Genomic DNA, 22967 nt, shown 5'->3' on the forward strand with positions numbered 1-22967 from the left:
CCCCAATTCGGGATCGCTTTTTTTAATAGATGGTTTTGCCATCCTTATTTTTAAAACGATATTCTAGATACGTATAGGCATCTCTAGGTTGTATTTTTATCCATTTTTTATGTTCCAAGAACCACTTGGTACGTATGGACGGAAAACCTTTAGAAAGGTAGGCCGCAATGAACGGATGAATATTCAGCGTAATGCTGTTATCCTTTGCAGGTCCTTTTAGAAGCCTTTCCAGATCGGAATTTATCCGGTCTATCAGAACTATTGGGGCTTCCACCTCTTTGCCATTACCATTGGGATTTTCCTCGGTAGTCTTGATATTCATCTCCGGTCTCACCCGTTGTCGTGTGATTTGGACAAGACCAAATTTGCTAGGGGGCAAAATCTTATGTTTGGCCCGGTCATCCTTCATCTCATCCCTAAGATGGTCAAAAAGCTTGCGTCTGTGCGGTGCCTTTACCATATCGATGAAGTCTACCACAATAATGCCACCCATATCCCGTAAGCGCAGTTGTCTTGCAATTTCCGAGGCAGCCAGAAGGTTTACTTCCAAGGCCGTATCTTCCTGATTTTTGGCTTTGTTAGATCGGTTGCCACTGTTCACGTCAATGACGTGCAAGGCTTCCGTATGCTCTATGATCAGATAGGCCCCTTTGCTCATAGAAGCCGTCCTGCCAAAGGAAGTTTTAATTTGCCGCTCTATTCCAAATTTTTCAAAAATGGGAACGGAAGAACTATAAAGCTTTACAATGGATTCCTTTCCTGATGCAATTTCCTGTACGTAATCCTGAATTTGTCCATAGAGCGTTTCGTCATCAACATGGATTCCTGTGAAGGAATCATTGAAAACATCCCGCAGTATACTTGAGGCTCGGTTAAGCTCTACCAATACTTTTGAGGGTGTTCGCGCTCTGTACAATTTTTTACACATTGCCGACCATTTGTTCAGCAAGTTTTCTAAATCTTTGTCCAGTTCCGCCACTTTTTTGCCTTCTGCAACTGTTCGGATTATGACCCCGAAACCTTTAGGCTTAATGCTTTTTACAAGTCTCTTAAGCCTATCCTTTTCCTCGTTGCTTCCTATCTTTTGAGAGACGGAAACACGATCTGAAAAAGGTACCATTACCAGATATCGCCCAGCTATGGAAAGCTCGGAACTTATTCTTGGTCCCTTGGTAGATATCGGCTCTTTAACAATTTGCACCAACAAGGATTGATTGGCCTTGATAACATCGTTTATGCTACCATGTTTGTCAATGTCCTTTTCAAATGGAAAGTTTTTTAGGGAGTAGTCCCTTAGTTTTCCAGTGCTTACCTTTTTGATAAACTTTAACATGGAAGAGAGCTGAGGCCCCAGGTCATGATAATGCAAAAATGCATCCTTTTCATAGCCTACGTTTACAAAGGCGGCGTTGAGGCCGGTTACAGGCTTACGCACTTTGGCCAAAAAGATGTCCCCAACGGAAAAATCGTTGTTGTCCTCCTCTTTGTGCAATTCGGTCAGCTTTCCATCCTTTAACAAGGCAAAATCGACGGCATCGGAACTAGATCTTACGATTAATTCTCTATTCACCTGATTTTATTTATAGCCATCCGCAGAATAGCGGATGTGCTGATTGAACAATTCGTAAAACAGGTTGTACAAACCCGTCGAAATTCTTTTGGGAATTTCTATGTCAATGAACGTATTAAAATGAAAAAGTAGTCGCAAAAACTACTTTTTCTTGTGTCGGTTTGCTCTCCTGCGCTTTTTGCGCTTATGGGTAGCAACCTTATGTCTTTTTCGTTTCTTACCACTCGGCATAGAGTTCTCCTTTTAATTGAATATGTTATTTTACCTGGACGTTGCTTTTAACCCCTTCTACAAAAACCTTTGCAGGCTTGAATGCCGGAATGTTATGGGCCGGTATCTTTATAGTGGTATTTTTGGAGATATTTCTACCTGTTTTTTCGGCTCTGGTCTTTATAATAAAACTTCCAAAACCTCTCAAGTAAACATTGTCCCCACTTTCCAATGAGGATTTCACTTCTTCCATAAAGGATTCTACAGTGGCTTGGACATCTCCCTTTTCAATTCCCAGTTTGTCTGAGATTTTCGCTACAATTTCCGCTTTCGTCATCTTTGATAATTAGATTTTCAGTATGTTTTTTCGGCTTGCAAATATATAAATTAAATTGAATCTTTCCCCTTAACGAGCTAATTTTAAGTATATAAACAGCTACTTTTGCACATTAGTATTTGTATAAATGTCTTTTTCCCAAAAAATTCTTCATTGGTATTCTGAAAATAAACGAAGCTTGCCTTGGAGGAGCACTCGGGATCCCTATAAAATTTGGCTTTCAGAAGTCATTCTTCAACAAACCCGGGTCGTACAAGGGGAACCTTATTATCTAAAATTTATTGAAAATTTCCCCACTGTACAGGATCTGGCCAAGGCATCCGAGGAGCGGGTTTTAAAACTATGGCAAGGATTGGGTTATTATTCCAGGGCACGGAATCTGCACGCAACGGCCAAGACCGTAGTTAAGGAATATGGAGGCCGTTTTCCCGATTCCTACAATGAACTTCTAAAACTTAAGGGGATTGGGGATTATACGGCCAGTGCCATAGCATCCATTTGTTTTGATGAGCCACGGCCGGTTGTGGACGGAAATGTATATCGTGTACTTGCCCGTTACTTTGGGGCGGATATTCCCATTAACAGTACCAAAGGGGTAAAACATTTTAAGCAACTGGCCACGGAAGTCATGGACAGAAAAAACATAAGGGATTACAACCAGGGAATAATGGAATTCGGAGCTATACAATGTGCTCCTAAAAAGCCATACTGCCTACTTTGCCCCTTAAATGAAAGCTGTGCGGCATTAAAGGAAAACTTGGTACAAACGTTGCCCATAAAAGAAAATAAGACCAAGGTTAGAAGAAGAAATTTCAATTATTTGGTATGGGTGGATTCGAATAATCAAACGAGGCTGAGTCAACGAAAAGGTAAGGGGATATGGCAAAACCTTTGGGAGTTCCCTCTTTTGGAATCGGAAAACGAATTAAATGAGAAGGAGTTAAAGGAATTGATATCCGGTGATGATTCCTTTCAATTGTTTTTGTACAATGAGTCATTAATAGTACATAAACTCTCGCACCAACATCTATATACTAAATTTTGGATCATAGAGAGTAATGCCCAGCTTGAGAATGGCATTTCATGGGAAGATTTGGAAAGTTATCCCGTTCCGGTTTTAATTTCGGATTTCATAAAAGCATTCAAAAATTCGTATTTTTGATTTCAATCCAGAAATATACTACAAGAGCATGAGCGGAACATTGAACAAAGTGATGTTGATAGGCCATTTGGGCGATGAGGTCAAAATGCACTATTTTGAAGGAGGGGGTTGCATAGGGAGGTTTCCAATTGCCACCAATGAGACATATACCAATAGGCAAACCGGTGAAAAGGTCACCAATACGGAATGGCATAATATTGTTGTCCGTAACAAGGCCGCCGAGATTTGCGAAAAATACCTAAGCAAAGGAGACAAGATATACGTGGAAGGCCGTTTAAAAACACGTCAATGGCAAGGTGAAGATGGTAATACACGCTATTCTACGGAAATTCAGGTTCAGGATTTTACCTTCCTTTCCACGAAAAGTGAAAGTATGGCCAATGCACAATCCAATACCCCTCAGGAACAAAGACCTGTTTCTGCCAACCCTGGGACAAAGCCAGTTGAAAATACCGCTCACGTAAGTGAACCGGAACCAGAAGACGACCTACCTTTTTAGGGTATCAAAAATAAAATTGTGACTGTTGGATCCTGACCCCCCTAGTTTATTTTTAAATTATATCGGTTTTGATGGTGCCTTGGCACTGAATTTTGGTATTCTTATCATCTTGTTGACTTGTTCCGCTCTTGTTTCGGGTGCAGAGGTAGCCTTTTTTGGACTTTCCCAAACGGATATCAATGAAATAGCGGAAAAGAAAACGGGCAAGGGTACCCTTATTGTTGGTTTGTTGGAACGTCCCAAAAAACTATTGGCCACTATTCTTATAGCCAACAATACAATAAATATTGGAATAGTACTTTTGTTCAATAGTATAGGGGATACACTTTTCTCGAACGTAAATCAGGTTTGGTTAGGTTTCATTTCCGCGCGCTTTTTATTGGAAGTGATCGTAGCCACATTTCTGATCTTAATGTTCGGCGAAATCCTTCCCAAGGTCTATGCCAACAGGAACCGGCTGCAATTTTCGCATTTCATGGCCTATCCTCTTAAAGTACTCGATTTTCTTTTTTCCCCGTTGAGCCTTCCCATGCGATCTGGTACTATTTTTTTGTACAATAAATTGGGCAAACAAAAGTCCAATTTAAGTGTGGACCACCTTTCCCAGGCCTTGGAACTTACTTCGGAGGGTGATACGACCAAGGAGGAACAGAAAATATTACAGGGCATCGTATCGTTTGGTAATACGGATACCAAACAGGTAATGCGTCCGCGTATCGATATTTTCGCCCTGGACGAGGAGATGAAGTTTCCCGAAGTTCTTGAGGAAATAAAGAAGAATGGGTATTCCCGTATTCCTGTTTTTTCGGAACATATGGACAATGTCTTGGGGGTACTTTATGTAAAGGATCTGCTGCCTTATATCGATAGAAAAAATTTTAACTGGGTATCCTTGATACGTGAACCCTATTTTGTGCCGGAAAACAAAAAATTGGATGATCTTTTGCTGGAATTTCAAGATAAAAAAAACCATCTGGCCATTGTAGTGGATGAATATGGGGGTACATCCGGCATTGTGACCTTGGAGGATATCATCGAGGAAATTGTTGGGGATATCAGTGATGAATTTGATGATGAGGATCTGGTTTTTTCCAAATTGGACGACTATAACTATGTTTTTGAGGGCAAGACCACTTTAAAGGATTTTTATCGGGTTATCAAAATATCCGACGAGGAGCTTTTTGAGGAGAACAAGGGAGAATCTGAGACCATTGCCGGCTTTGTATTGGAAATAGCGGGAAGTTTTCCCAAGAAAGGGGAAAAGGTTCTTTTTAAGGAATACCAATTTGTGGTCGAAAGCTTGGATAAAAAACGCTTGAAACAAATAAAAGTTACGCTTCCCCATGAGAAATAAATTTGGCTTTTTGGCTTTCATAATGGTTCTCTTGAGTATGGGTTGCAAGGAGAATGTTATTCCCAAACCCAAGGCCATGTTGCGATTGGAGTATCCGGATCTTAAAACGGAGAATTTGGAAACAAAGAATTTTCAATTCCAATACAATACTATGGCCCGATTGAAAAATGAAGGGGACAATTCACTTACGCTGGATTATCCCGGCATTAAAGGCTCCATTTTCATCACCTATAAGGAGGTAAATGACAATTTGGAGAAGTTACTTTCAGACGCCCAAAAACTATCCTATGAACATGTAGTGAAGGCAGATGGTATAGAGGCCAGTGAATTCCTGAATCCCGAAGAGCAGGTTTTTGGGATGTTCTATGAAGTTAGCGGCAATGCAGCCTCCCAAGCCCAGTTTTATGTTACGGACAGTACCTCGCATTTTGTCACCGGATCGCTCTATTTCTATGCCAAACCCAACTATGATTCCATTTATCCCGCAGCGGCCTATCTGCAAAAGGATATTCGCAGAATCATGGAAACTTTAAGATGGAAGCAGCGGCCCTAAAGGTCAAAACCGGCCTGCACACTTTTTCTGACTACTATTTGGGTAGGATTAGTCCTTACTTTTTTAATATCGCTTCCGCACGTTCTATACTGGAATTGATTTCCTCTCGAAGGGCCTTTACCTTTACTTCCTCCTCATCCAACCATTTTTGCTTTTGTTCCGTAAGTGCTTTTCCGTTGAGGATTTCATCGGAATCAAAACGATCTCCAAAACCCCTCATCCAGTCCATCATGCTTTGATGCGAAGCCTGTAGGTTCTTCATTGCCTTTCCGTATTCCATCCCCATTTCCGTGGAATCCACTTTAGGTTTTAACTCCGCTACCAACTTACTGATGGAACCCATTTTGGGCATGACCTCGTCATGAATGCCCATGACTTTTTCCATCTGATCGGTATTTGGATTCGTTGTTGCTTTTTTATCCTCTTTGCAGGATGCCGCAGCTATTAAAACTGCCAATAGAAAAATTACTTTTCTCATTTTTTGTTTTTTACAAATATAAACCATTCCCATCACGGAGATAGCAAGTTTGCCTTGATAGAAATGGTCTAAATCATTAGTTTGATTTTTAATTATTTGAATGCATACTGCACTCCGAAGGTCATCATTTCCCTGTTCTTCAATTGTATCCCGTTCAGATCTTGGTATAAGGGAAAAGCGAATTCAAAACCGACCCTAAGGTTTTTTAACAGACCATTCGGCAAATAGGTGTTAAACCCTATCCCGGAGTTCAAATAGTTTCCTCCGGAATTATCGGTATCGGCGGTTATGACCATCATGGGGTTCAAATTGGGATCTATGCCCTCTATTTCACCGACCAACACCCCTTCCAAGCGAAAAGAAAAACTTAGCCAATCGGTCGCTTTGGCAGCCAACCAATTGTTTAGGCTATAGCGGTTTCCATAACGGTAGTCCCTATCGTTTTTCCCAAAACGGAAAATACCTCGCAATTGGCCTCCATAGGATAGAATGTTTCCCTGGCACAAATAGGTCAATGCCAAATTGGTGTCAAAAGTACCGCTTCCGATTTGCATGGGATAGGGCAGTTCCACCTCATTGGGTGAAGATGCGGGCGTAACATCACTTTCCGTGATGCTTCCGGTCGGAATTGAAAATCCTACTTGTGCATGCATCGTCTGCCTGTTTTTGTTGAAGAACTTGTAGAGTCCGGAAATTTGGATGTCGCCCAATCCCGAAGCTTCGGTAGTGAACGTGCCGCCCATGCGGGTTATATGGTCCATTTCCATGGACAGGTAATTGAACATGGCCATTAGCGTAAGTTTGTCACTTGGGGCAAACATGGCACCTAGCATGTGCATGTTCATCGGCATTTGGGTAGGGGTCACCATATAATTGACCAGGGCATCATCAAAAGAGGCATCATCGCTCCCCTGCTTTAAATCCTCCATGTTCATATACATGTATCGGTAGCTGAACATCCATTCGCCTTTACCATGCATATGGTCTCCCATTACCGAAATAGGGGCGTGTCCATCTGGTCTGCCTGCAGACCATTTTTCGTTGTTCGTACTATTCGTTTCTTGAGCGCAAAGCATCATAGTTGCCATTGTTAAAATGGCAGATATATATAGTTTCACTTATGTGTTTTTTGAATTTTTAGAAATAGATGGTTGGCAGGTCCTTTACCTTCGATTAGACTTGAACCTGCAAAAAAAAAAATTAAACGCTTAAGCTAGGTGGACGAAAGCTGGAGTCGCTATATAGAAAGCTGTAGTTATTACTATATTGAAGGACTGAGGCACTTTTGGTGATTCCCGTCTTTTGCCTAGGGATCGCGAGAACATCAATAAAACCGATGGGATATTCCTCCATCGCTATTTTTGGGAGATTTTGTTTTTTCTCCTCGTTCTGTTCACTCAGTCTTTGCATCAGGTAGCACTTTCCATTGCAATGCAATTCTACTTTATCCTTGTTGATACAGAGAAATTCGGCAATGTAGTCTTGATCTACTACATATTCAAACAAAGGAAATACAGGGCGAAGCATGGCCAAGACGTAGAGAAAAACAAAAAATGACGCCCAAAAAGCTTTCAATTCCATTGGTTTTTGCAAAGTTAGGTGAAGAAATAGTTTTGAACCGTTTTTTGTCTAAAAATTCATGAAAAGGGTCTTTGATTTTTTTGGCTTGTAACTGTAACAAATGGTTCTACCTCTAGTCTCTAATATATCGGAAGACAACAACAATAAAATCTACTAAAATGAAAAAAAATACTTTTTACACTTTGATCCTGACTTTTCTGACCTTTGGCGTGCTTCATGTGGATGCCCAGACCAAGACCCTGCGGGTAGACTCATTTGATAAGATTATCCTTAGCCCCTATATCAGTGCGACATTGGTAGAAGGAGATAAGGAATCCGTGTATTTCGAATATGCCAACGTATCCGAAGATGAAATCAACGTGGAGGTCGAAGGCAAAACCCTGCGGATCTATCTGGATGGTGCCAAAACGTTGGATAGAAATGAAAAGGTAAGAGGTAACGGTTACAATATGAGCAGGGCTTACTATGAAGGAGCCGAGGTAAAGGCGATTATCACCTATAAAAGTCTGCGAACCTTATCCGTTAGGGGTGAAGAAGTCATACGTTGTAAAAGCACTTTGGATCAAAGGGACTTTACCTTACGCATTTATGGGGAATCACAGGTTTACCTTTCCGAGGTTAATTTGGACAAGCTCAAAGTCACTATTTACGGACAAAGCTATTTCGAAGTTCAAAAAGGAACCGTTGGATATCAAAAATTTACGGCCTATGGCGAAAGTAAGGTGAACACCTTGGCAATTGACAATGCGGACACTAAAATATTGGCCTATGGTGAGAGCGATTTTAGGGTAAACGTAGCCGATAGACTTAAGGTTACCTGTTACGGGGAAACCCATGTTACTTATGAAGGCAGTCCAAAAATAGATAGGGGCATCGTAATTGGTGAGGCTACTATTCGCAAGATTGGTTAGTGTTTATTTAATTGAGGGTGCACGGAAAGGATTTAAATCCTTTCCGTGCTTGTTTTTTATTCGAAATCCGCGTCGGAGACCCCCTCGTTCACTTTTATTTCCTGTACCAAGAACTCCATACTCTGTGGCCCCATGGATTGGGTCAATTTAAAAGGGAACTGTATGCCGGATACTTCCTTGTAATCGTCATAGATCAAAACCTGTTGCATTTGCTGTCCCTGCATTTCCGTGGTATTGACTTCTTGTAACTTAAGGCCACTTTCCATATCATAGAAAATCGATTTTTCATCGGATATTCTCAGTTTATAGGCTTTCTTGCCTTCAACAGTTTCGATACCCTCCAGTAAAAGATCGTTGTCTAAGTAGTTGAGCTCCGGAAATGGGGCGGATTCCTCCCTTGCCTTTTTCAATTCCTCTTCGCCCAAATCCTTGCGTTGACCCTGCATTACCATATAACCCATATTCCCATCCAGAACCTGCTTGTTTACGGAATTGCCCATCACCTTAAAATCTTGCATAAACTGATTGTTGGCGGTTTTTTTCAGTTCTAGGGTCAATTTTGTACCCTGCATTTCGGTCTCTGCCACTATGGCGTAGGATTGTACCCCTTCCAGTTTTTCCTTGCCGCCTAGGGCATTGAGGTATTTATGGATAACATCTTTGGCCGTAACGTCCTCTGGTATTTCGGCACTATAATCCGGTTTTTCCGTTGCGTTTGCATATTTGTCAAAATACCTCACGGGAATGTTCTTTCCATTGAAGGGGATCTTTTCCAAATTCTCCGCGACCTCACTTCCCTTTCCGGTAACTACGATACGGAAATTGTTCAAGGCTATGAATTTTTGGGCGGCCTCCTGGATTTGCTCCGCGGTTACCGCATTGATTTTTTCCAGATAGGTTGTGTAGAAATCCTCCGGTAGATTTTCTGTAAGGATATTAAGGGCGTAACGTGCAATGGTTTCCGGTCGTTCCAAGGCCATAACAAATTCCCCTACATATTCGGCTTTGGAGATTTCGATTTCCTCGGCATCCACCTTTTCATTTCTGATTCGTTTTAATTGATCCAGAAATACCGTTACGGCGCTGTCCGTAACTACATTTCGCACACTTGCCCCGGCGCGAAAGCGAGAGACATATTTATCCGCCCCGATACTTGATCTTGCACCATAGGTATATCCCTTATCCTCACGAAGACTGGCATTGAGATAGCTGCGCATACCACCGCCCAAAACATTGTTGGCCAATAACGAGGGAAAGTAGTCTTCGTCCCCCATTTTTAAATCTATGACATTCTGTACGGCAATTTCGGATTGTACCGCATTGGGCATATCCACAAAATTTATTTGGGTGTACTGTACATTTTTTGGTTCGGCGAGTGTAAAAACCGGTGGACTGGCCTTTCGCCATAACTGAAAAAGTTCAGTGACTTTTTCCTTTGTTTTTTCGAAATCTACATCACCTATGATGGCCAGATAGGCATTTTTGGGAACAAAATAGTTACGGTAATTGGATGCCACTTGCTCCAGGGTAACCCGCTTTATACTTTCTTGAGTGACAAATTCCCCGTACGGATGGTTCACCCCATATGCTAATGCACTTTCTACTCTTCTAGCTGCTGTGGCTACACTTTTTTCCCCGGATTTAAGGGCGTCCAAAAGAATGTTACGTTCCTTTTCCAATTCTTCCACTGTAAAATTGGGATTAAGTGCCGCATCTGCAAGTAGCTCCAGAATACGGTCTGCATATTTGGACAGGCCGGAAGCGGAAGCACCGCTAGAACTGAAGTTTATGGTCGCGCCCATGTAGTCCACTTCTTCGTTATAGGTATCCTTATCGATATTTGTAGAACCCTTGCCCAGCAAGCTGCCCGTTAACTGACTTACCCCGGCTATTTCACCTTCTACATAAGGAGGATTATCTATGGCCAGCGTATAGGAAACCCTAGGAAGCTTATGGTTTTCTACCACGATAACCTGCAGACCGTTGTCCAGCTTAAAAGTTTGGGGAACCCCTAAATTGATTTCGGGAATAGGCCCTATCTTTGGTTCCTTGCTTCTGTCCAGTTGCGCCGTTAGGGCACATGTAATCAATAAAAAGAGTGATAAAATCGATTTTTTCATCTTATTGGTTTTCCGTTTTCGGTAAATACTCCAGTAACAAGCGTTGATTTGAGCCCAGGTATTTTTTGGCAATGTCCCTAATCTCTTCCCGGGTTATGGAACGGTACAAGTCTATTTCTGTATTTATAAGGTTAGTATCCCCATAGAGCAGATAATAATTGGCCAAGGAAGCTGCAACTCCCTCAAGGGTAGCGTTGGAGTTCACAAATTGATTTTCAAACTGGTTCAATAGTTTTTGATGGTCCTTTTCCGAAATGAGCTCTGTCTGCAATTTTTGAATCTCCTCGTCAAATTCCACGACCAAGGCGTCCAAAGGGGTTTCCCCCAAAGGAAGGGCCAGAATGGCATAAATACCGTAGTCTTCCTGGCTTAAGTTTACCGCCTGTACGGCAAGGGCCATTTTTTTGTCATCGACCAGTTTTTTATACAATTTGGAACTGTTCCCATTGCTTAGATAAGTGGATATCATATCCAACACCCTGGCATCCCTTGTCGTAAAGGAAGGTGTTCTATAACAGGCCACTATTGCCGGAATTTGGATATTGGCATCATAGGCCGTTGCCTTAAATTCCTGTGTAATCGATTTTTCCTTGGGGAAACTGCGCTCAATTTTAGCGCCCTTGGGAATAGGCCCAAAATAGTCCTGGATCATTTTTTTCGTTGATGGGATATCAATATCGCCAGCTACGATCAAGGCGGCATTGTTCGGGATATAGAATTTGTTGTTAAAAGCGATAAACTCTTCCAGGGTGGCCGCGTCCAGATGCTCCATGGAACCGATGGTAGTCCAACGGTAGGGATGCTCTACAAAAAGGTTTTTCTTTATCTCCGTAAGTAAATTTCCATAAGGACGGTTATCCACACGTAATCTTTTCTCCTCTTTCACCACTTCGTTCTGGGTGTCCACGCCCACCTGTTCGATTACGGGGTGCAACAGCCGTTCGGATTCCAGCCAAAGGCCCGTTTCCAGGGCATTGGAAGGGAAAACTTCATAATAGTAGGTACGGTCATCATTAGTGGTGGCATTATTTCTTCCTCCTTTGGAAGAAACTATTTTATCCCATTCCCCGCGGCCGATGTTTTTGGTTCCTTCAAAAAGAAGATGTTCAAAAAAGTGTGCAAATCCCGTACGTTCAGGGTCTTCGTCCTTTGCGCCCACATGATAGGCCATTGAGGTCACAACAATAGGTGCCGTGTTATCCTGATGAAGGATTACGTGCAATCCATTGTCGAGGTCGTATTCTTCAAAAGCAACCTCCTGGGCACCAATGCTTGCAACATGCATGAGGGAAACAAGTAAAAAGAAGGGTATTTTTTTCATAATCAGGTGGGTTAGATCTGTACGTCCTTTGAAATAAGTAGTAATCGGGTACTAATTGTTACACGAATATAATTTTTTTGAGGAATTGAATAAGATCCCGGCTAGGCTTTAACAAGAATTTCTATCATATTTTGTACTTTTAAGTAATTATACATCAACATAAAGCTATTGGAAATGAAGGAGTTTGCCTTGCCCATACGATTTGGTGTGGCCACAAGTGGTTGCCTTATTGCCTATTTCCTTATGCTTTCGCTATTCAATTTGCATATCAATGTATTTTATAGTCTTTTCAATGGTGTAATTACCGGTTTTGGAATTTACGAGGCCATTAAATTTTTTAGGTTAAAGGATAAGGAGGGATTCAATTATGGAAAAGGATTTACGGCAGGTTTGATTACGGGGGGCGTGGCTACCTTAATTTTCACCTTGTTTTTCGCCTTGTATTCCACTGAACTCAACATCGAATTTTTGAACGAGCTTTCTACCGTTTGGGCCAAAGATTATCACAATTTTGAGGGGATAGTTTTCCTTACGGTCGCCGTCATGGGTTTTGCGACTTCCTTGGTGCTAACACTTTCTTTTATGCAGCTTTTTAAGACGAGCAACAATCCGAAAAACAAATCGGTTTAAAAACTCCTTAAAATCACTTGTGGATTAGTGAATTACCCCTATATTTGCACCCGCCTATGAAAAAAATCCATGAGGTTTTATGGCGGAGAAATCCTAACGGAGGATTATAAATTAAAATCAATATACACGCTATGTACGCAATTGTAGAGATGGCAGGGCAGCAATTTAAAGTTGCGAAAGACCAAAAAGTGTATGTTCACCGTTTACAGACGGAAGAAGGTAAAAAGGTAACTTTTAACAATGTACTTCTTTTGGATGACGGCAAGAATGTAACTATTGGCGCCCCGGCTATAGACGGAGCCGCTGTTGAGGCCAAAGTCGTGAAGCACCTTAGAGGTGACAAAGTGATTGTCTTTAAGAAGAAAAGACGCAAGGGATATCGTAAGAAAAACGGTCATAGACAATTCCTTACGGAAATCGTTGTAGAAGGCATTATTGCCAAAGGGGCCAAAAAAGCCGCTCCGGAAAAGGCAAAAGAGGAAAAGCCTGTCGCCAAAAAGGCCGAAGCAAAAAAAGAAGCTCCAAAGGCCGCTCCGGTAAAAGAAGTCGCTAAGCCCAAGGCAGAACCCAAAGCGGTGGAGGATTTAAGCAAGAAAACCGTGGCCGAACTAAAGGAAATGGCAAAAGCCAAGGATATTACGGGCTATTCCTCAATGAAAAAAGCCGAATTGATTGCGGCATTGGAAAAATAGAGAACGAACGAAAAACGATAGATCATGGCACATAAAAAAGGTGTAGGTAGTTCAAAAAATGGTAGGGAATCAGAATCGAAACGCTTAGGCGTAAAGATTTTCGGTGGCCAAGCTGCCGTTGCGGGAAACATCATCGTTAGACAACGGGGTACCAAACACAACCCTGGCGAGAATGTGTATGCCGGCAAGGATCATACCCTACATGCCAAAGTAGATGGTTTGGTAAAGTTTGAAAAGAAAGCCGGTGGAAAATCCTATGTTTCCATTGAGCCGTTTGAGGCTTAGAAATCTTTCCGAAAATATTGGATGAACCCTCACTGAGAAGTGGGGGTTTTTTATTTTAAAGTTTTCATAACCCTATCATAATGCAATAGTAATTGTAAATGATATACTTCGGCTTTTAAAAGCTTTTTAATGACCCCGACCCTGCGTAATTTTTTTCGCTTTTCCCTGCTATTGGCTTCCATAGCCATTTGCAGGGGTCAAATGGAAGAAGGCTCACCCTCTTTCGATAGACGAATGGATTCTACCTTTTTTAGGCTTAAGGCGAATTTGGAAAAGGTAAAACTACAATCTTCTCCGAGAAAGGTTGCCTTGGGCCATCTTGAACTTGGGGAATTTTATAGCAAAACCGGATTGTATTCCGAAGCTGTGGACCAATACAACAAGGCCATCGAATTTGTTGATTCCAATACGAACGACACCTTGTATGCTATCCTTAATAATAGTATAGGAAAAGTGCATCTTTCCTTAAATAAGTTCGAAATGGCCAAACAGTTCTTTGATGAGGGCCTTCGAAGTTCCGATAATTTGGGCTATATCCAAGGGCAAGCCGTTTCAAAAGGCCTAATTGGTTCATGCTATGAAAAACAAGGAGAGTATTTGCAGGCATTGAACTACCAAAAGGAAAGCTTGGCATTATTTGTAAAGTTGGAAAATGATAACGGCATATCAATGGTGAACGAAAATATCGGTAGCATATATGAGGATTTGGGCCAGTATGACCGAGCCTACGAGTATTTTGCCAAATCCTACGGATATTTAAAGGACAAAGGCTCCCGGGAAGAGGCCAACTTGCTTAATAACTTGGGAGACATATATCGAAAGCAGGGGAACTATGACCAATCTATTGATTATACGCAAAAAGCACTTTTGGTGGCGGATGGAATCCATGACTACCATCAACTGGAAAGTGCCAACAAGGATCTGTCCAAAGCCTATGCGTTGATCGGGAAATACAAGGAGGCACATAAGCATCTTATGGAAGCCGAAAAGTATAACAAAGCATGGCTTCAGGCACACAATACCAATCAGCTCAACGTTTTACAGACCATTTATGAAACCAACAAAAAGGAAACGGAGATCCAGCTATTAAAAGAACAGAACAAGGTAAACCGGGCCAATCAAAACCTACTATGGGTAGCCCTTTTTGCCATAGCGGCCATTTTGACCATCCTTTATAGCTATATGGGGAGAAAACGAAAGGCCAAATTGAAGTTACAGGAATATAGACAACGTACGCTAAAGGCGGAATTGGAAAAAAAGGAATATGAAGAAAAGAACTTGCAACGGGAGATTAAATTGAAGACCGCGGCACTCTCGAGATATAGCCTGCATTTATCCCAAAAGAACAAAATCCTGCTCGATTTGTCCAATACCCTAAGGAACATTGCATCCCGGAAAAACATGGATTCCAGTATCAAGATAAAGGATTTGGCCAAGGAAATCGACTTTAATCTACAACAAGAGCACGAATGGGACGAGTTCATGAATTTCTTTAAGGAGATTCATCCAGACTTTATCAAAAAACTTTCCGCACTTTCAGAAAGCAACCTTTCCCCGGCCGAAATGCGACTGGGCATGTTGTTGCGATTGAACCTTACCTCAAAGGAGATTGCTTCTATCCTAAGGGTCACTCCGGATAGTGTTCGGGTTGCCCGATATCGCCTACGTAAAAAGTTGCCGATAGATCAAAAGGAAGAGCTGGTGAATTTCATGGTCGATCTTTGATTTTACTTTCTTGTTTTGGCAATGGTTATTGTAATGTAAATTAATTATGATTGTTGCCTTCTTGTTTACCCCGATGATTCGTTTTGTTTCCCTTTTGTTGCCCTTTAAAACATGCGCTAACCACTTGATCGCTATAGCTTTGGATTAAAACTTAATTCAAGAAATCATGAAGGCGAACAACTTGTTAAAACTACTTTTTGTAACGCTATTTGTCTTTTTGGGAGTAGCGAAAAGCATGGCACAATCCGGGAATATTCAGGGTACAATTTCCGACGAAAACGGTATTTATGTATCTGGTGCCAACATTTTTATAGCAGTATTGAACAAGGGAACCGTATCTGATTTTGACGGAAGATTTACCCTTGTGGATGTTCCGGAAGGAAATTACAATGTACAGATTACCTATATCGGATATGCCGATATTGACCAAGAGGTTACGGTCACCGGTGGTGAAACGGCGAGTATCATAGTGGAACTGACCCCCACCAACTATCAATTGGACGAGGTGGAAGTGGCCGCACAGGGGCTTAGTGGCCAGGCCAAAGCCTTGAACACCCAACGGACCAACCTGAATATTACCAATGTGGTTTCCACGGATCAGATTGGGAAATTTCCGGATGCCAATATCGGAGACGCCGTTAAGCGTATTCCGGGAATTACCATGCAAGTGGATCAAGGTGAGGCCAGGGACGTTATTGTTAGGGGACTCTCGCCACAGCTTAATTCCGTGACCCTCAACGGCAGCCGTATCCCCTCCGCTGAAGGCGATAACCGAAATATACAGATGGATTTAATACCATCGGATATGATCCAGACCATAGAGGTAAACAAAGCAGTTACCCCGGATATGGATGGTGATGCCCTTGGAGGTTCCATAAACTTGGTAACACGTAGCGCCCCTCAAGGGTTTCGACTTTCCACCACCTTGGGCTCGGGGATCAATTTTATTACCAATACAAGGAACCTCAACGGCTCTTTCCTTTTGGGTGACCGCAGCAAGAACGGCAAGTTTGGATGGATGTTAGGTGCTGTGATCCAGGATAACGATTTTGGATCGGATAATGTTGAGGCGGAATGGGACAATGAATTTGCCTTTACCAATGCTGCGGATGAGGAAGAGGAAATAGATGTAAACCCGTATACCAACGTTTTTGAACAACGTACCTATTTGGTACAACGGGTACGACGCAGTTTTTCCGTTAATCTGGATTACCAGTTCGATTCGAATAACTCCATTTACCTAAAGACCATGTACAACTGGAGGGATGATCGGGAAAACCGTTATGTAGTCGCCACGGAGTTATTGGATTGGGATGAGGTTCCGGAAGGCGATTTCACCCTGACCAACAATACCCCTACCCGCTTCCCCGCCGAAGTAGCGCGGGAGACCAAAGGGGGTATTGATGATGACCGCAATAAAAATACCCGATTGGAAGACCAACGGATGCAAAACTATACGCTGGGTGGAAATCATTTATGGGGCAAGGCCAAGATCGACTGGTTGGCCTCCTACGCCAAGGCCTCCGAGGAACGCTTGGACGAACGCTATGCACAATATACAACGGAGTATATCGTCAATAATGATAATACCGATCCTGAATTCCCCATTATGACCGCAGAGGATCCTGCGAACACCAACGATACATCCATTTTTGAGTTTGATGAGATTACCAATGAGACCCAATATACCGATGAGGACGACATCAACCTTTTTCTCAATGTAGAGTTGCCCGCGGATATCTTTGGTAAAGGTGACGGAACCCTAAAGTTTGGCGCTAGGGGAAGGTTTAAGAACAAGACCCGCGACAATAACTTCTTTTCGTACGATGATCTGGGAGATACTTTTGAATTCATGTCCGACATTCCGGTGGTCAACAAAACGGATCCCGATTTTTTGGCTGGGGGACAATACGCCGCTGGCCTCTACCCCGATCCGGTGTGGCTGGGCCGTTTGGATTTGAACGAAGATAACGGTACATCGGTTGAGGAAGAGTTCTTGCCCGGTAATTTCGATATTCGTGAGGATGTTATAGCGGGCTATGTAATGATGAACCAAAAACTGTCCGATAAATTAAGTGTTTTGGCCGGGGTCCGTGTAGAGAACACCCAACTGGAGTCCGATGGATTTCGTGTTACCTTTATCGAGGACAACGTAATTTCGGAAGAAGTAAGTGGGGACAATTCATATACCAATGTTTTACCCGGCGTTCATTTTAAGTATGATTTTACCGATAATACCATTTTACGGTTGGCCTGGAGCAATACCTTGGCACGCCCTAATTATGAGGACCTTATTCCCAGGGCCGAAATTATAAATGCGGACGATGAGATTGTCCTTGGCAATGAAGATTTGGATCCTACCACCTCCATGAATTTCGATTTGATGGCGGAGCACTATTTGGAGAGTATTGGGATAATTTCCGGAGGATTGTTCTACAAGAGCATTGACGATTTTATTTATACGTTTATTTCCGAGGCACCGGACGATTCTTTTGGGCCTGGAACGGAAGGTTTTGATGTTTTTCAACCCTTAAACGGGGATCAAGCCTCTATTTTTGGCGTAGAGTTCTCATTTCAACGCCAGTTGGACTTCTTGCCCGGATTTGCTCGGAACTTCAATATCTTTTTAAACTACACCCACCTCACTTCAAGTGCGGACGGTATCCGTAATGAAGATGGGGATGAACGTACCGATATGGATCTGCCCAATACGGCACCCAACATGTTCAATGCCTCCCTGGGTTATGCCGGAAAACGCTTTAGCGCCCGGCTGTCCGCTAATTTCTCCGATTCTTATGTAGATGAATTAGGCGGGAACGCTTTTGAGGATCGCTACTATGACCAGCAATTTTTTCTGGATTTTAATTCCAGTTATGCCTTCAACAACAGATTACGGATCTACGCAGATCTGAACAATATAACCAACCAGCCCTTGCGTTTTTTCCAAGGGGTAAGTGAACGTACCCAACAAGTAGAGTACTACGGACTACGATTTACTTTTGGATTAAAGTATGACTTGTTCAAGAAATAACCCTTTCCAAACAAAACAGCAATAGATAAAGGCCGCCTTTAAGGGCGGTCTTTGACCAATCTCAATTTTACAAGGAATGAAAAGCATTTTATACATACTTCCCTATCTGTTGGTAGTTGCCTGTAACCGAAGCAGCCTACCTCCCATAAAACCGGATGTGATTACCGAAAAGGCCATAAACGATACGGATGATCCTGCAATTTGGATCAACCCGGAAGATGCTTCAAAAAGTATTGTTTTTGGAACGGACAAGGAAACGAATGGGGCCATATATGCCTACGACCTGAATGGAAAAATCATTGAAGAAAAGACCATCCGCAATATTCGTAGACCGAATAATGTGGACGTGGAATATGGATTCCGGTTGAACGATTCCACAGAGGTGGATATTCTGGTTTTTACGGAAAGGGAAAAGCAACAAATCCGTTTGTTTTCCATACCGGATATGAAGCCCCTGGACGGGGATGGGTTCCCCGTTTTTGAAGATGAATCTGATTTTGAGCGCAAACTGCCCATGGGCATTGGACTCTACAAGTCCCCAAAGGACTCCGTTGTGTATGCCATTGTCGGAAGGAAAACAGGGCCGACCGATAATTATCTCTACCAATATGAATTGTTAGCGGACAGTATAGGGGTAACAATCAATTTGGTACGGAAGTTCGGAAAGTTCAGCGGGCAAAAGGAAATTGAGGCCATTGCCGTGGACGATGAAAATGGATTTGTCTACTATTCGGACGAAGGAGTGTGCATTCGTAAGTATTATGCGGAACCTAATGAGGGCGATGATGAACTACATTGTTTTGGGGGGGAATATTTTTTGGAGGACATTGAAGGTATAGCCTTGGCCACCTATGCCAATGGAGAGGGTTACCTCATTGTTTCCAACCAGCAACAGGGGGAGTTCAACATTTTCTCTAGAAAGGACAACACCTTCATAAAAGCGGTGAATCTGACTACGGTGGCAACGGATGGTTGTGACGTAGTAACCGTACCTTTGAATGCTACTTTCCCAAACGGACTTTTTGTGGCTATGAACGAGGAAAGGGATTTTTACTTTTATGATTTGGGGCGATTAATTGACAAATGACCATTTCCATGCTTTTTTAAGGTTTGATGTTTTGTCATCCCACCCATTACCAGTTTCATGATTTGTATTTTCCCCCAACGGGGTACCGTCCGTAATCCGAATATCAAGATTTTGGTGAGCCGACCGGGAAAAACCGTTGATTTTCTGCCCAAAGCTTTTAAGATGGGGATTCCAATATCCGAAGGTTTCAAGGCATTTCCCAGTTCCATACGCGCCACGGCGGCAAATCCACTGTTTACAGGTCCGGGAGCCGCGGCAAGTACATCAACATTATAAGGTTTTAATTCATAGTGGAGCCCTTCGCCAATAGATTGTACGTAAGCTTTAGTAGCGGCATAATGGGCTGCGTTGGGGACACCTTGGAAACCGACAATGGAACTCATCAAGATAATGCCCCCCTTCTTTTGTTCCGCGAATCTGCGGGCAAAATAATGGGTAAGCATCAATAAAGCCAACGCGTTCACTTTTAGCATTTGCGTTTCCTGCTCCAATGGGGAATGAACAAATTGTCCGGAAGTTCCAAATCCGGCAGAGGCCACAAAAAGCCCTATGGGCAGCTCACATACCTTTTCTATTAAGGAATAAATACCCGCAGTGGATGCTATATCGGCTATTATGACTTCTGCGATTATTTTGTATTTTTCTTCCAATGCATCACCAAAATCCCGGAGTACTTCTCCGTTCCTTCCTGTGAGTACCATATTTAATCCGGCTTCTGCAAGTCTTTCCGCAAGTTCTTTCCCAATACCGGAAGAGGCCCCGGTCACCAAAGCCCATGGGCCGTATCTATCGATTAAACGCTGTTTTAAATGATTTGAAAATCGCATCTGTTTACTTTTTTTAGAATTGAAATTTGTACCCGAAATCAGGAAAGAAACCAATTTGATCCACTTGGTCAACCTGATTGGTCAAACGATTGTACCTACGCACAAAAATGTTCTCGTTGGCCGTCACATTTTGAAGATCAAAATAGAATTGATGGGAGCTCTTTTTGTCTCGGCTATTGATTTTTAGACCAAACTTTACGTCCCAGCGAAAGTAACCGTCGTACTGCTCACTGAAGGCCCTATCCTCTTGAAGGATTTCAAAACCGGCCTGCTGTGAGGCTTCCAGGTCCACCGGTGTAAAATAACGGCTTCCAGAGGTCGTTAATCTCGTATCCACGAACCATACATTTTTTCCCGAGGGCCCTGTCTTGAATTCCTTTCCTGCCAGCAAATTGACTACGTACCCATTGTTGAACGGGGTGTTACGTTCAATACCATCACTACCTTCATATTTACTATCAAAGAATGAACCCGTCAGTAGCCCGTAGTAGCCCCTACTAAAGAATTTCTCCAAAGTCAGTTCAATACCTTGGTTAAAGCCTGTACCATCATTGACCAAGGATACACGGTCATTTTCAAATCCGAAATCCGCCCCTTCCGTTAGGGTAGAATAACTCGATGGGAAGGCCTCTACCGCCGCCTTTTCGATATCCTGGTAATAGACCTCTACTTTTGCCCGCCAGCTATCGGACAACTTTACATTGTAGCCCAATACATAATGGCTGCTTTGTACATAGTCCAAATCTCTATTGGTCTGTACCAGTTCCCCGCCTACATTCTCGTTTAGAAAAAGCAAGGGCAAGGGAACGGGCTGGTGATGTAGCCCATACCCCAAATTGATATTGTGGCGGGGAAGAAAATTATAATTGACCGCCGCCCGGGGCGCCACAACAAATTGTTCGTTCAATGTACTATATTGGGAATGTAACCCGGCATTCAAGGTCAATTTTTCCGTAAGCCGAAGTTGTCCTTGAAGATATGGTTGCAGGATACTTAAATTTTCGTCGATATCCCTAAAATTTACCAGATCTGGGTCACCGTCACCATCATTGTCCGCTTGTTCGTTTCTGTCCAAAAGCAAACTTTCTATTCTATAATTTTCCACTAGGATTCCGGTACGTAAGGTTAGTTTGTTGGTCACTTTTGAATTGAACAGGGTCGAAAACGTAAGTCTCGTCTCGGTGTTATCCGCTTCGGTATAACGGATAAGGCGTTCTTGGGGCGTATTTTTTTCAATAAATCGGTCTACCGCAAAATCGTTGCCCGAATAAGAACCTGATACAATAGTCCGGAGAAAGGAGCTATTCCCCAGACTCAAACGGTGCTTTAATCCCACGACCCCGAAACGGGATTCTACAAAGGTGTTTTCATCCTCGGCCGCAAAGAGGTCGTCCTCATCGATATCGTCTCCCAAAAACTCGATATCGGAATTCCCGATAATGCCAAAAAGTGAGAAATTACCGAGATTTCCCCTGCCAAAATCGAGATTGAACGAAACATCATTGTAGTTGGGCGTAGCTGCCGTTCCCCCGGCACCTATGCCCAATAAGCCTACCAAGGAATATCGTGCGGCTATCAAAAAGGAACCATTGTTATTGCCCATGGGTCCTTCTGCCATGGCCTCCACGCCCGTAAAAATTCCGGTCTGTAAGGTATATTCGTAATCATCCGCGTTTCCCTTTCTAAATCCCAGATCAAACACGCCTCCAATCGCATTACCATATTCCGCAGGAAAGGCGGAGGTAATGAAATCGGAATTCTTTAAAAGGTTTGGATTCAGTGCCGAAACGGGCCCTCCGGTGGTACCCAAGGTAGAATAGTGATTAGGACTTGGAATGGGAACACCTTCCAAACGCCAAAGTAAGCCAGTAGGGGAGTTTCCTCGGATCACGATATCGTTACGGCTATCGTCCGGGGCGGAAACCCCGGCAAAGTTAGCCGCCAATCGGCCTACATCACTGCGTCCCCCGGAAAATCGGGTAACTTCCTCCACACCAAACTGTCTTGCGGAAACCGTGGCCAGCTTGTTCAAAGGTTTATCCTTGTTGGTATCCGAGGTCAGTACAACTTCATCCAATTGATTAAAGGATTCCAAAAGGGTAATCGTAAGAAATACATCCTTTCCAGTGGTTACTTCAATATTGGGTATTGTAGTACTTTCATATCCTATGTAACTGATGCGAAGAACTTGTCGCCCTATGGGCACGCTATTTAGGGCAAACCGGCCATCAAAATCAGTAATGACCCCTGTTGCCGTTTCGGTATTCAAGAGTTCTATGGTGGCCCCTTCCAAGGGATTTTCCGACTGTTTGTCCAAAACGATTCCTTTAACGACCCCTACTTGGGCGTACGTGCAGCAAACCAGGAAAAAGAGAAAAATAACAAGAGGTTTTTTCATGACGTTTTTACTTTTTAGGCAAAGATGTCCGAGTGCAGGTACCGAACCCTAACCAAACTTGGCATATTGCGATTTTTTCATTTGTAGGGTCGAATACGTATTTGAATCGAAAAAGGGTCTTTTACATGGCCATTTTACGGCTCAAATGGAATATATACAGTTCAAGATGAAATTTGACCGTTGTATTTTGGTATAA

General features: G+C 42.8%; 20 protein-coding genes. 11 read left to right on the forward strand and 9 right to left on the reverse strand.

The genetic code is table 11. The annotated features are described in order from the left end of the window. Positions 1-22 precede the first annotated feature (22 nt). Together ACO06Y_RS07240 and ACO06Y_RS07245 are read right to left on the reverse strand one after the other, a co-directional pair. On the reverse strand, positions 23-1570 hold the full coding sequence (locus ACO06Y_RS07240) for an Rne/Rng family ribonuclease (protein WP_422083165.1): 1548 nt from the start codon (positions 1568-1570) through the stop codon (positions 23-25). A gap of 256 nt (positions 1571-1826) precedes the next feature. After that, positions 1827-2117, reverse strand: coding sequence for an HU family DNA-binding protein (locus tag ACO06Y_RS07245; RefSeq protein WP_120710341.1), 291 nt, complete (start codon positions 2115-2117; stop codon positions 1827-1829). Between the two features lie 127 nt (positions 2118-2244). Between ACO06Y_RS07245 and mutY the strand changes: the two genes are divergently transcribed. Genes mutY through gldD form a run of 4 tightly spaced genes read left to right on the forward strand, consistent with a single transcriptional unit; the run spans position 2245 to position 5685 of the window. Next, complete coding sequence (gene mutY, locus ACO06Y_RS07250; RefSeq protein ID WP_422083166.1) at positions 2245-3279, forward strand: A/G-specific adenine glycosylase; 1035 nt, start codon at positions 2245-2247, stop codon at positions 3277-3279. Between the two features lie 28 nt (positions 3280-3307). Continuing rightward, complete coding sequence (locus ACO06Y_RS07255) at positions 3308-3778, forward strand: single-stranded DNA-binding protein (RefSeq protein ID WP_422083167.1); 471 nt, start codon at positions 3308-3310, stop codon at positions 3776-3778. A 25-nt stretch (positions 3779-3803) separates the two neighbouring features. Continuing rightward, on the forward strand, positions 3804-5132 hold the full coding sequence (locus tag ACO06Y_RS07260; protein WP_422083168.1) for a gliding motility-associated protein GldE: 1329 nt from the start codon (positions 3804-3806) through the stop codon (positions 5130-5132). Further along, positions 5122-5685 carry a gliding motility lipoprotein GldD gene (gene gldD, locus ACO06Y_RS07265; protein WP_422083169.1) on the forward strand — a complete coding sequence of 188 codons (564 nt, stop codon included), beginning with the start codon at positions 5122-5124 and terminating at the stop codon, positions 5683-5685. Before ACO06Y_RS07260 ends, gldD begins: the two co-directional genes overlap by 11 nt. Positions 5686-5740: 55 nt before the next feature. Here the strand turns inward: gldD and ACO06Y_RS07270 are convergent, their stop codons facing one another. From ACO06Y_RS07270 to ACO06Y_RS07280, 3 genes are all read right to left on the reverse strand, one after another. Then, positions 5741-6163 (reverse strand): hypothetical protein, encoded by a 423-nt coding sequence (locus ACO06Y_RS07270; protein WP_422083170.1) that lies wholly within the window; start codon positions 6161-6163, stop codon positions 5741-5743. A 92-nt stretch (positions 6164-6255) separates the two neighbouring features. Next, the gene (locus tag ACO06Y_RS07275) at positions 6256-7281 is read right to left on the reverse strand and encodes a transporter (protein ID WP_422083171.1); all 1026 of its coding nucleotides are present in this window, start codon (positions 7279-7281) and stop codon (positions 6256-6258) included. A gap of 82 nt (positions 7282-7363) precedes the next feature. Next, positions 7364-7744: a hypothetical protein gene (locus tag ACO06Y_RS07280; protein ID WP_422083172.1), complete on the reverse strand. Its 381-nt coding sequence runs from the start codon at positions 7742-7744 to the stop codon at positions 7364-7366. A 158-nt stretch (positions 7745-7902) separates the two neighbouring features. Here ACO06Y_RS07280 and ACO06Y_RS07285 point away from each other — a divergent pair, with 158 nt between their 5' ends. Further along, a complete protein-coding gene (locus ACO06Y_RS07285; RefSeq protein ID WP_422083173.1) occupies positions 7903-8655 on the forward strand; it encodes a head GIN domain-containing protein in 753 nt (250 codons plus the stop codon). Positions 8656-8711: 56 nt separating this feature from the next. Here ACO06Y_RS07285 and ACO06Y_RS07290 read toward each other — a convergent pair whose 3' ends face one another. Both ACO06Y_RS07290 and ACO06Y_RS07295 read right to left on the reverse strand, forming a co-directional pair. Next, positions 8712-10775 carry a M16 family metallopeptidase gene (locus tag ACO06Y_RS07290; RefSeq protein WP_422083174.1) on the reverse strand — a complete coding sequence of 688 codons (2064 nt, stop codon included), beginning with the start codon at positions 10773-10775 and terminating at the stop codon, positions 8712-8714. A gap of 1 nt (position 10776) precedes the next feature. Then, a complete protein-coding gene (locus ACO06Y_RS07295; RefSeq protein ID WP_422083175.1) occupies positions 10777-12096 on the reverse strand; it encodes a M16 family metallopeptidase in 1320 nt (439 codons plus the stop codon). Positions 12097-12270: 174 nt separating this feature from the next. Here ACO06Y_RS07295 and ACO06Y_RS07300 point away from each other — a divergent pair, with 174 nt between their 5' ends. From ACO06Y_RS07300 to ACO06Y_RS07325, 6 genes are all read left to right on the forward strand, one after another. Beyond that, positions 12271-12726, forward strand: coding sequence for a DUF4199 domain-containing protein (locus tag ACO06Y_RS07300; protein WP_422083176.1), 456 nt, complete (start codon positions 12271-12273; stop codon positions 12724-12726). Positions 12727-12857: 131 nt separating this feature from the next. Beyond that, positions 12858-13418 (forward strand): 50S ribosomal protein L21, encoded by a 561-nt coding sequence (rplU, locus tag ACO06Y_RS07305; RefSeq protein ID WP_422083177.1) that lies wholly within the window; start codon positions 12858-12860, stop codon positions 13416-13418. Positions 13419-13442: 24 nt separating this feature from the next. Further along, entirely contained in the window at positions 13443-13703 is a 261-nt protein-coding gene (rpmA, locus tag ACO06Y_RS07310; RefSeq protein WP_120710352.1) for a 50S ribosomal protein L27, read from the forward strand. Positions 13704-13832: 129 nt separating this feature from the next. Continuing rightward, positions 13833-15428: a tetratricopeptide repeat protein gene (locus tag ACO06Y_RS07315; RefSeq protein ID WP_422083178.1), complete on the forward strand. Its 1596-nt coding sequence runs from the start codon at positions 13833-13835 to the stop codon at positions 15426-15428. A gap of 166 nt (positions 15429-15594) precedes the next feature. Continuing rightward, positions 15595-18459 (forward strand): TonB-dependent receptor, encoded by a 2865-nt coding sequence (locus ACO06Y_RS07320; protein WP_422083179.1) that lies wholly within the window; start codon positions 15595-15597, stop codon positions 18457-18459. Between the two features lie 76 nt (positions 18460-18535). Further along, positions 18536-19546, forward strand: coding sequence for a phytase (locus tag ACO06Y_RS07325; RefSeq protein WP_422083180.1), 1011 nt, complete (start codon positions 18536-18538; stop codon positions 19544-19546). On the opposite strand, the gene ACO06Y_RS07330 is transcribed toward ACO06Y_RS07325, so the two are convergent. Both ACO06Y_RS07330 and ACO06Y_RS07335 read right to left on the reverse strand, forming a co-directional pair. Further along, entirely contained in the window at positions 19516-20373 is an 858-nt protein-coding gene (locus ACO06Y_RS07330) for an SDR family NAD(P)-dependent oxidoreductase (protein ID WP_422083181.1), read from the reverse strand. The two genes, ACO06Y_RS07325 and ACO06Y_RS07330, sit on opposite strands and share 31 nt — an antisense overlap. A gap of 13 nt (positions 20374-20386) precedes the next feature. Then, positions 20387-22771, reverse strand: coding sequence for a TonB-dependent receptor (locus ACO06Y_RS07335; RefSeq protein WP_422083182.1), 2385 nt, complete (start codon positions 22769-22771; stop codon positions 20387-20389). Positions 22772-22967 lie beyond the last annotated feature (196 nt).

This window comes from Ulvibacterium sp., from assembly GCF_965228935.1.
Classification (GTDB): domain Bacteria; phylum Bacteroidota; class Bacteroidia; order Flavobacteriales; family Flavobacteriaceae; genus Ulvibacterium.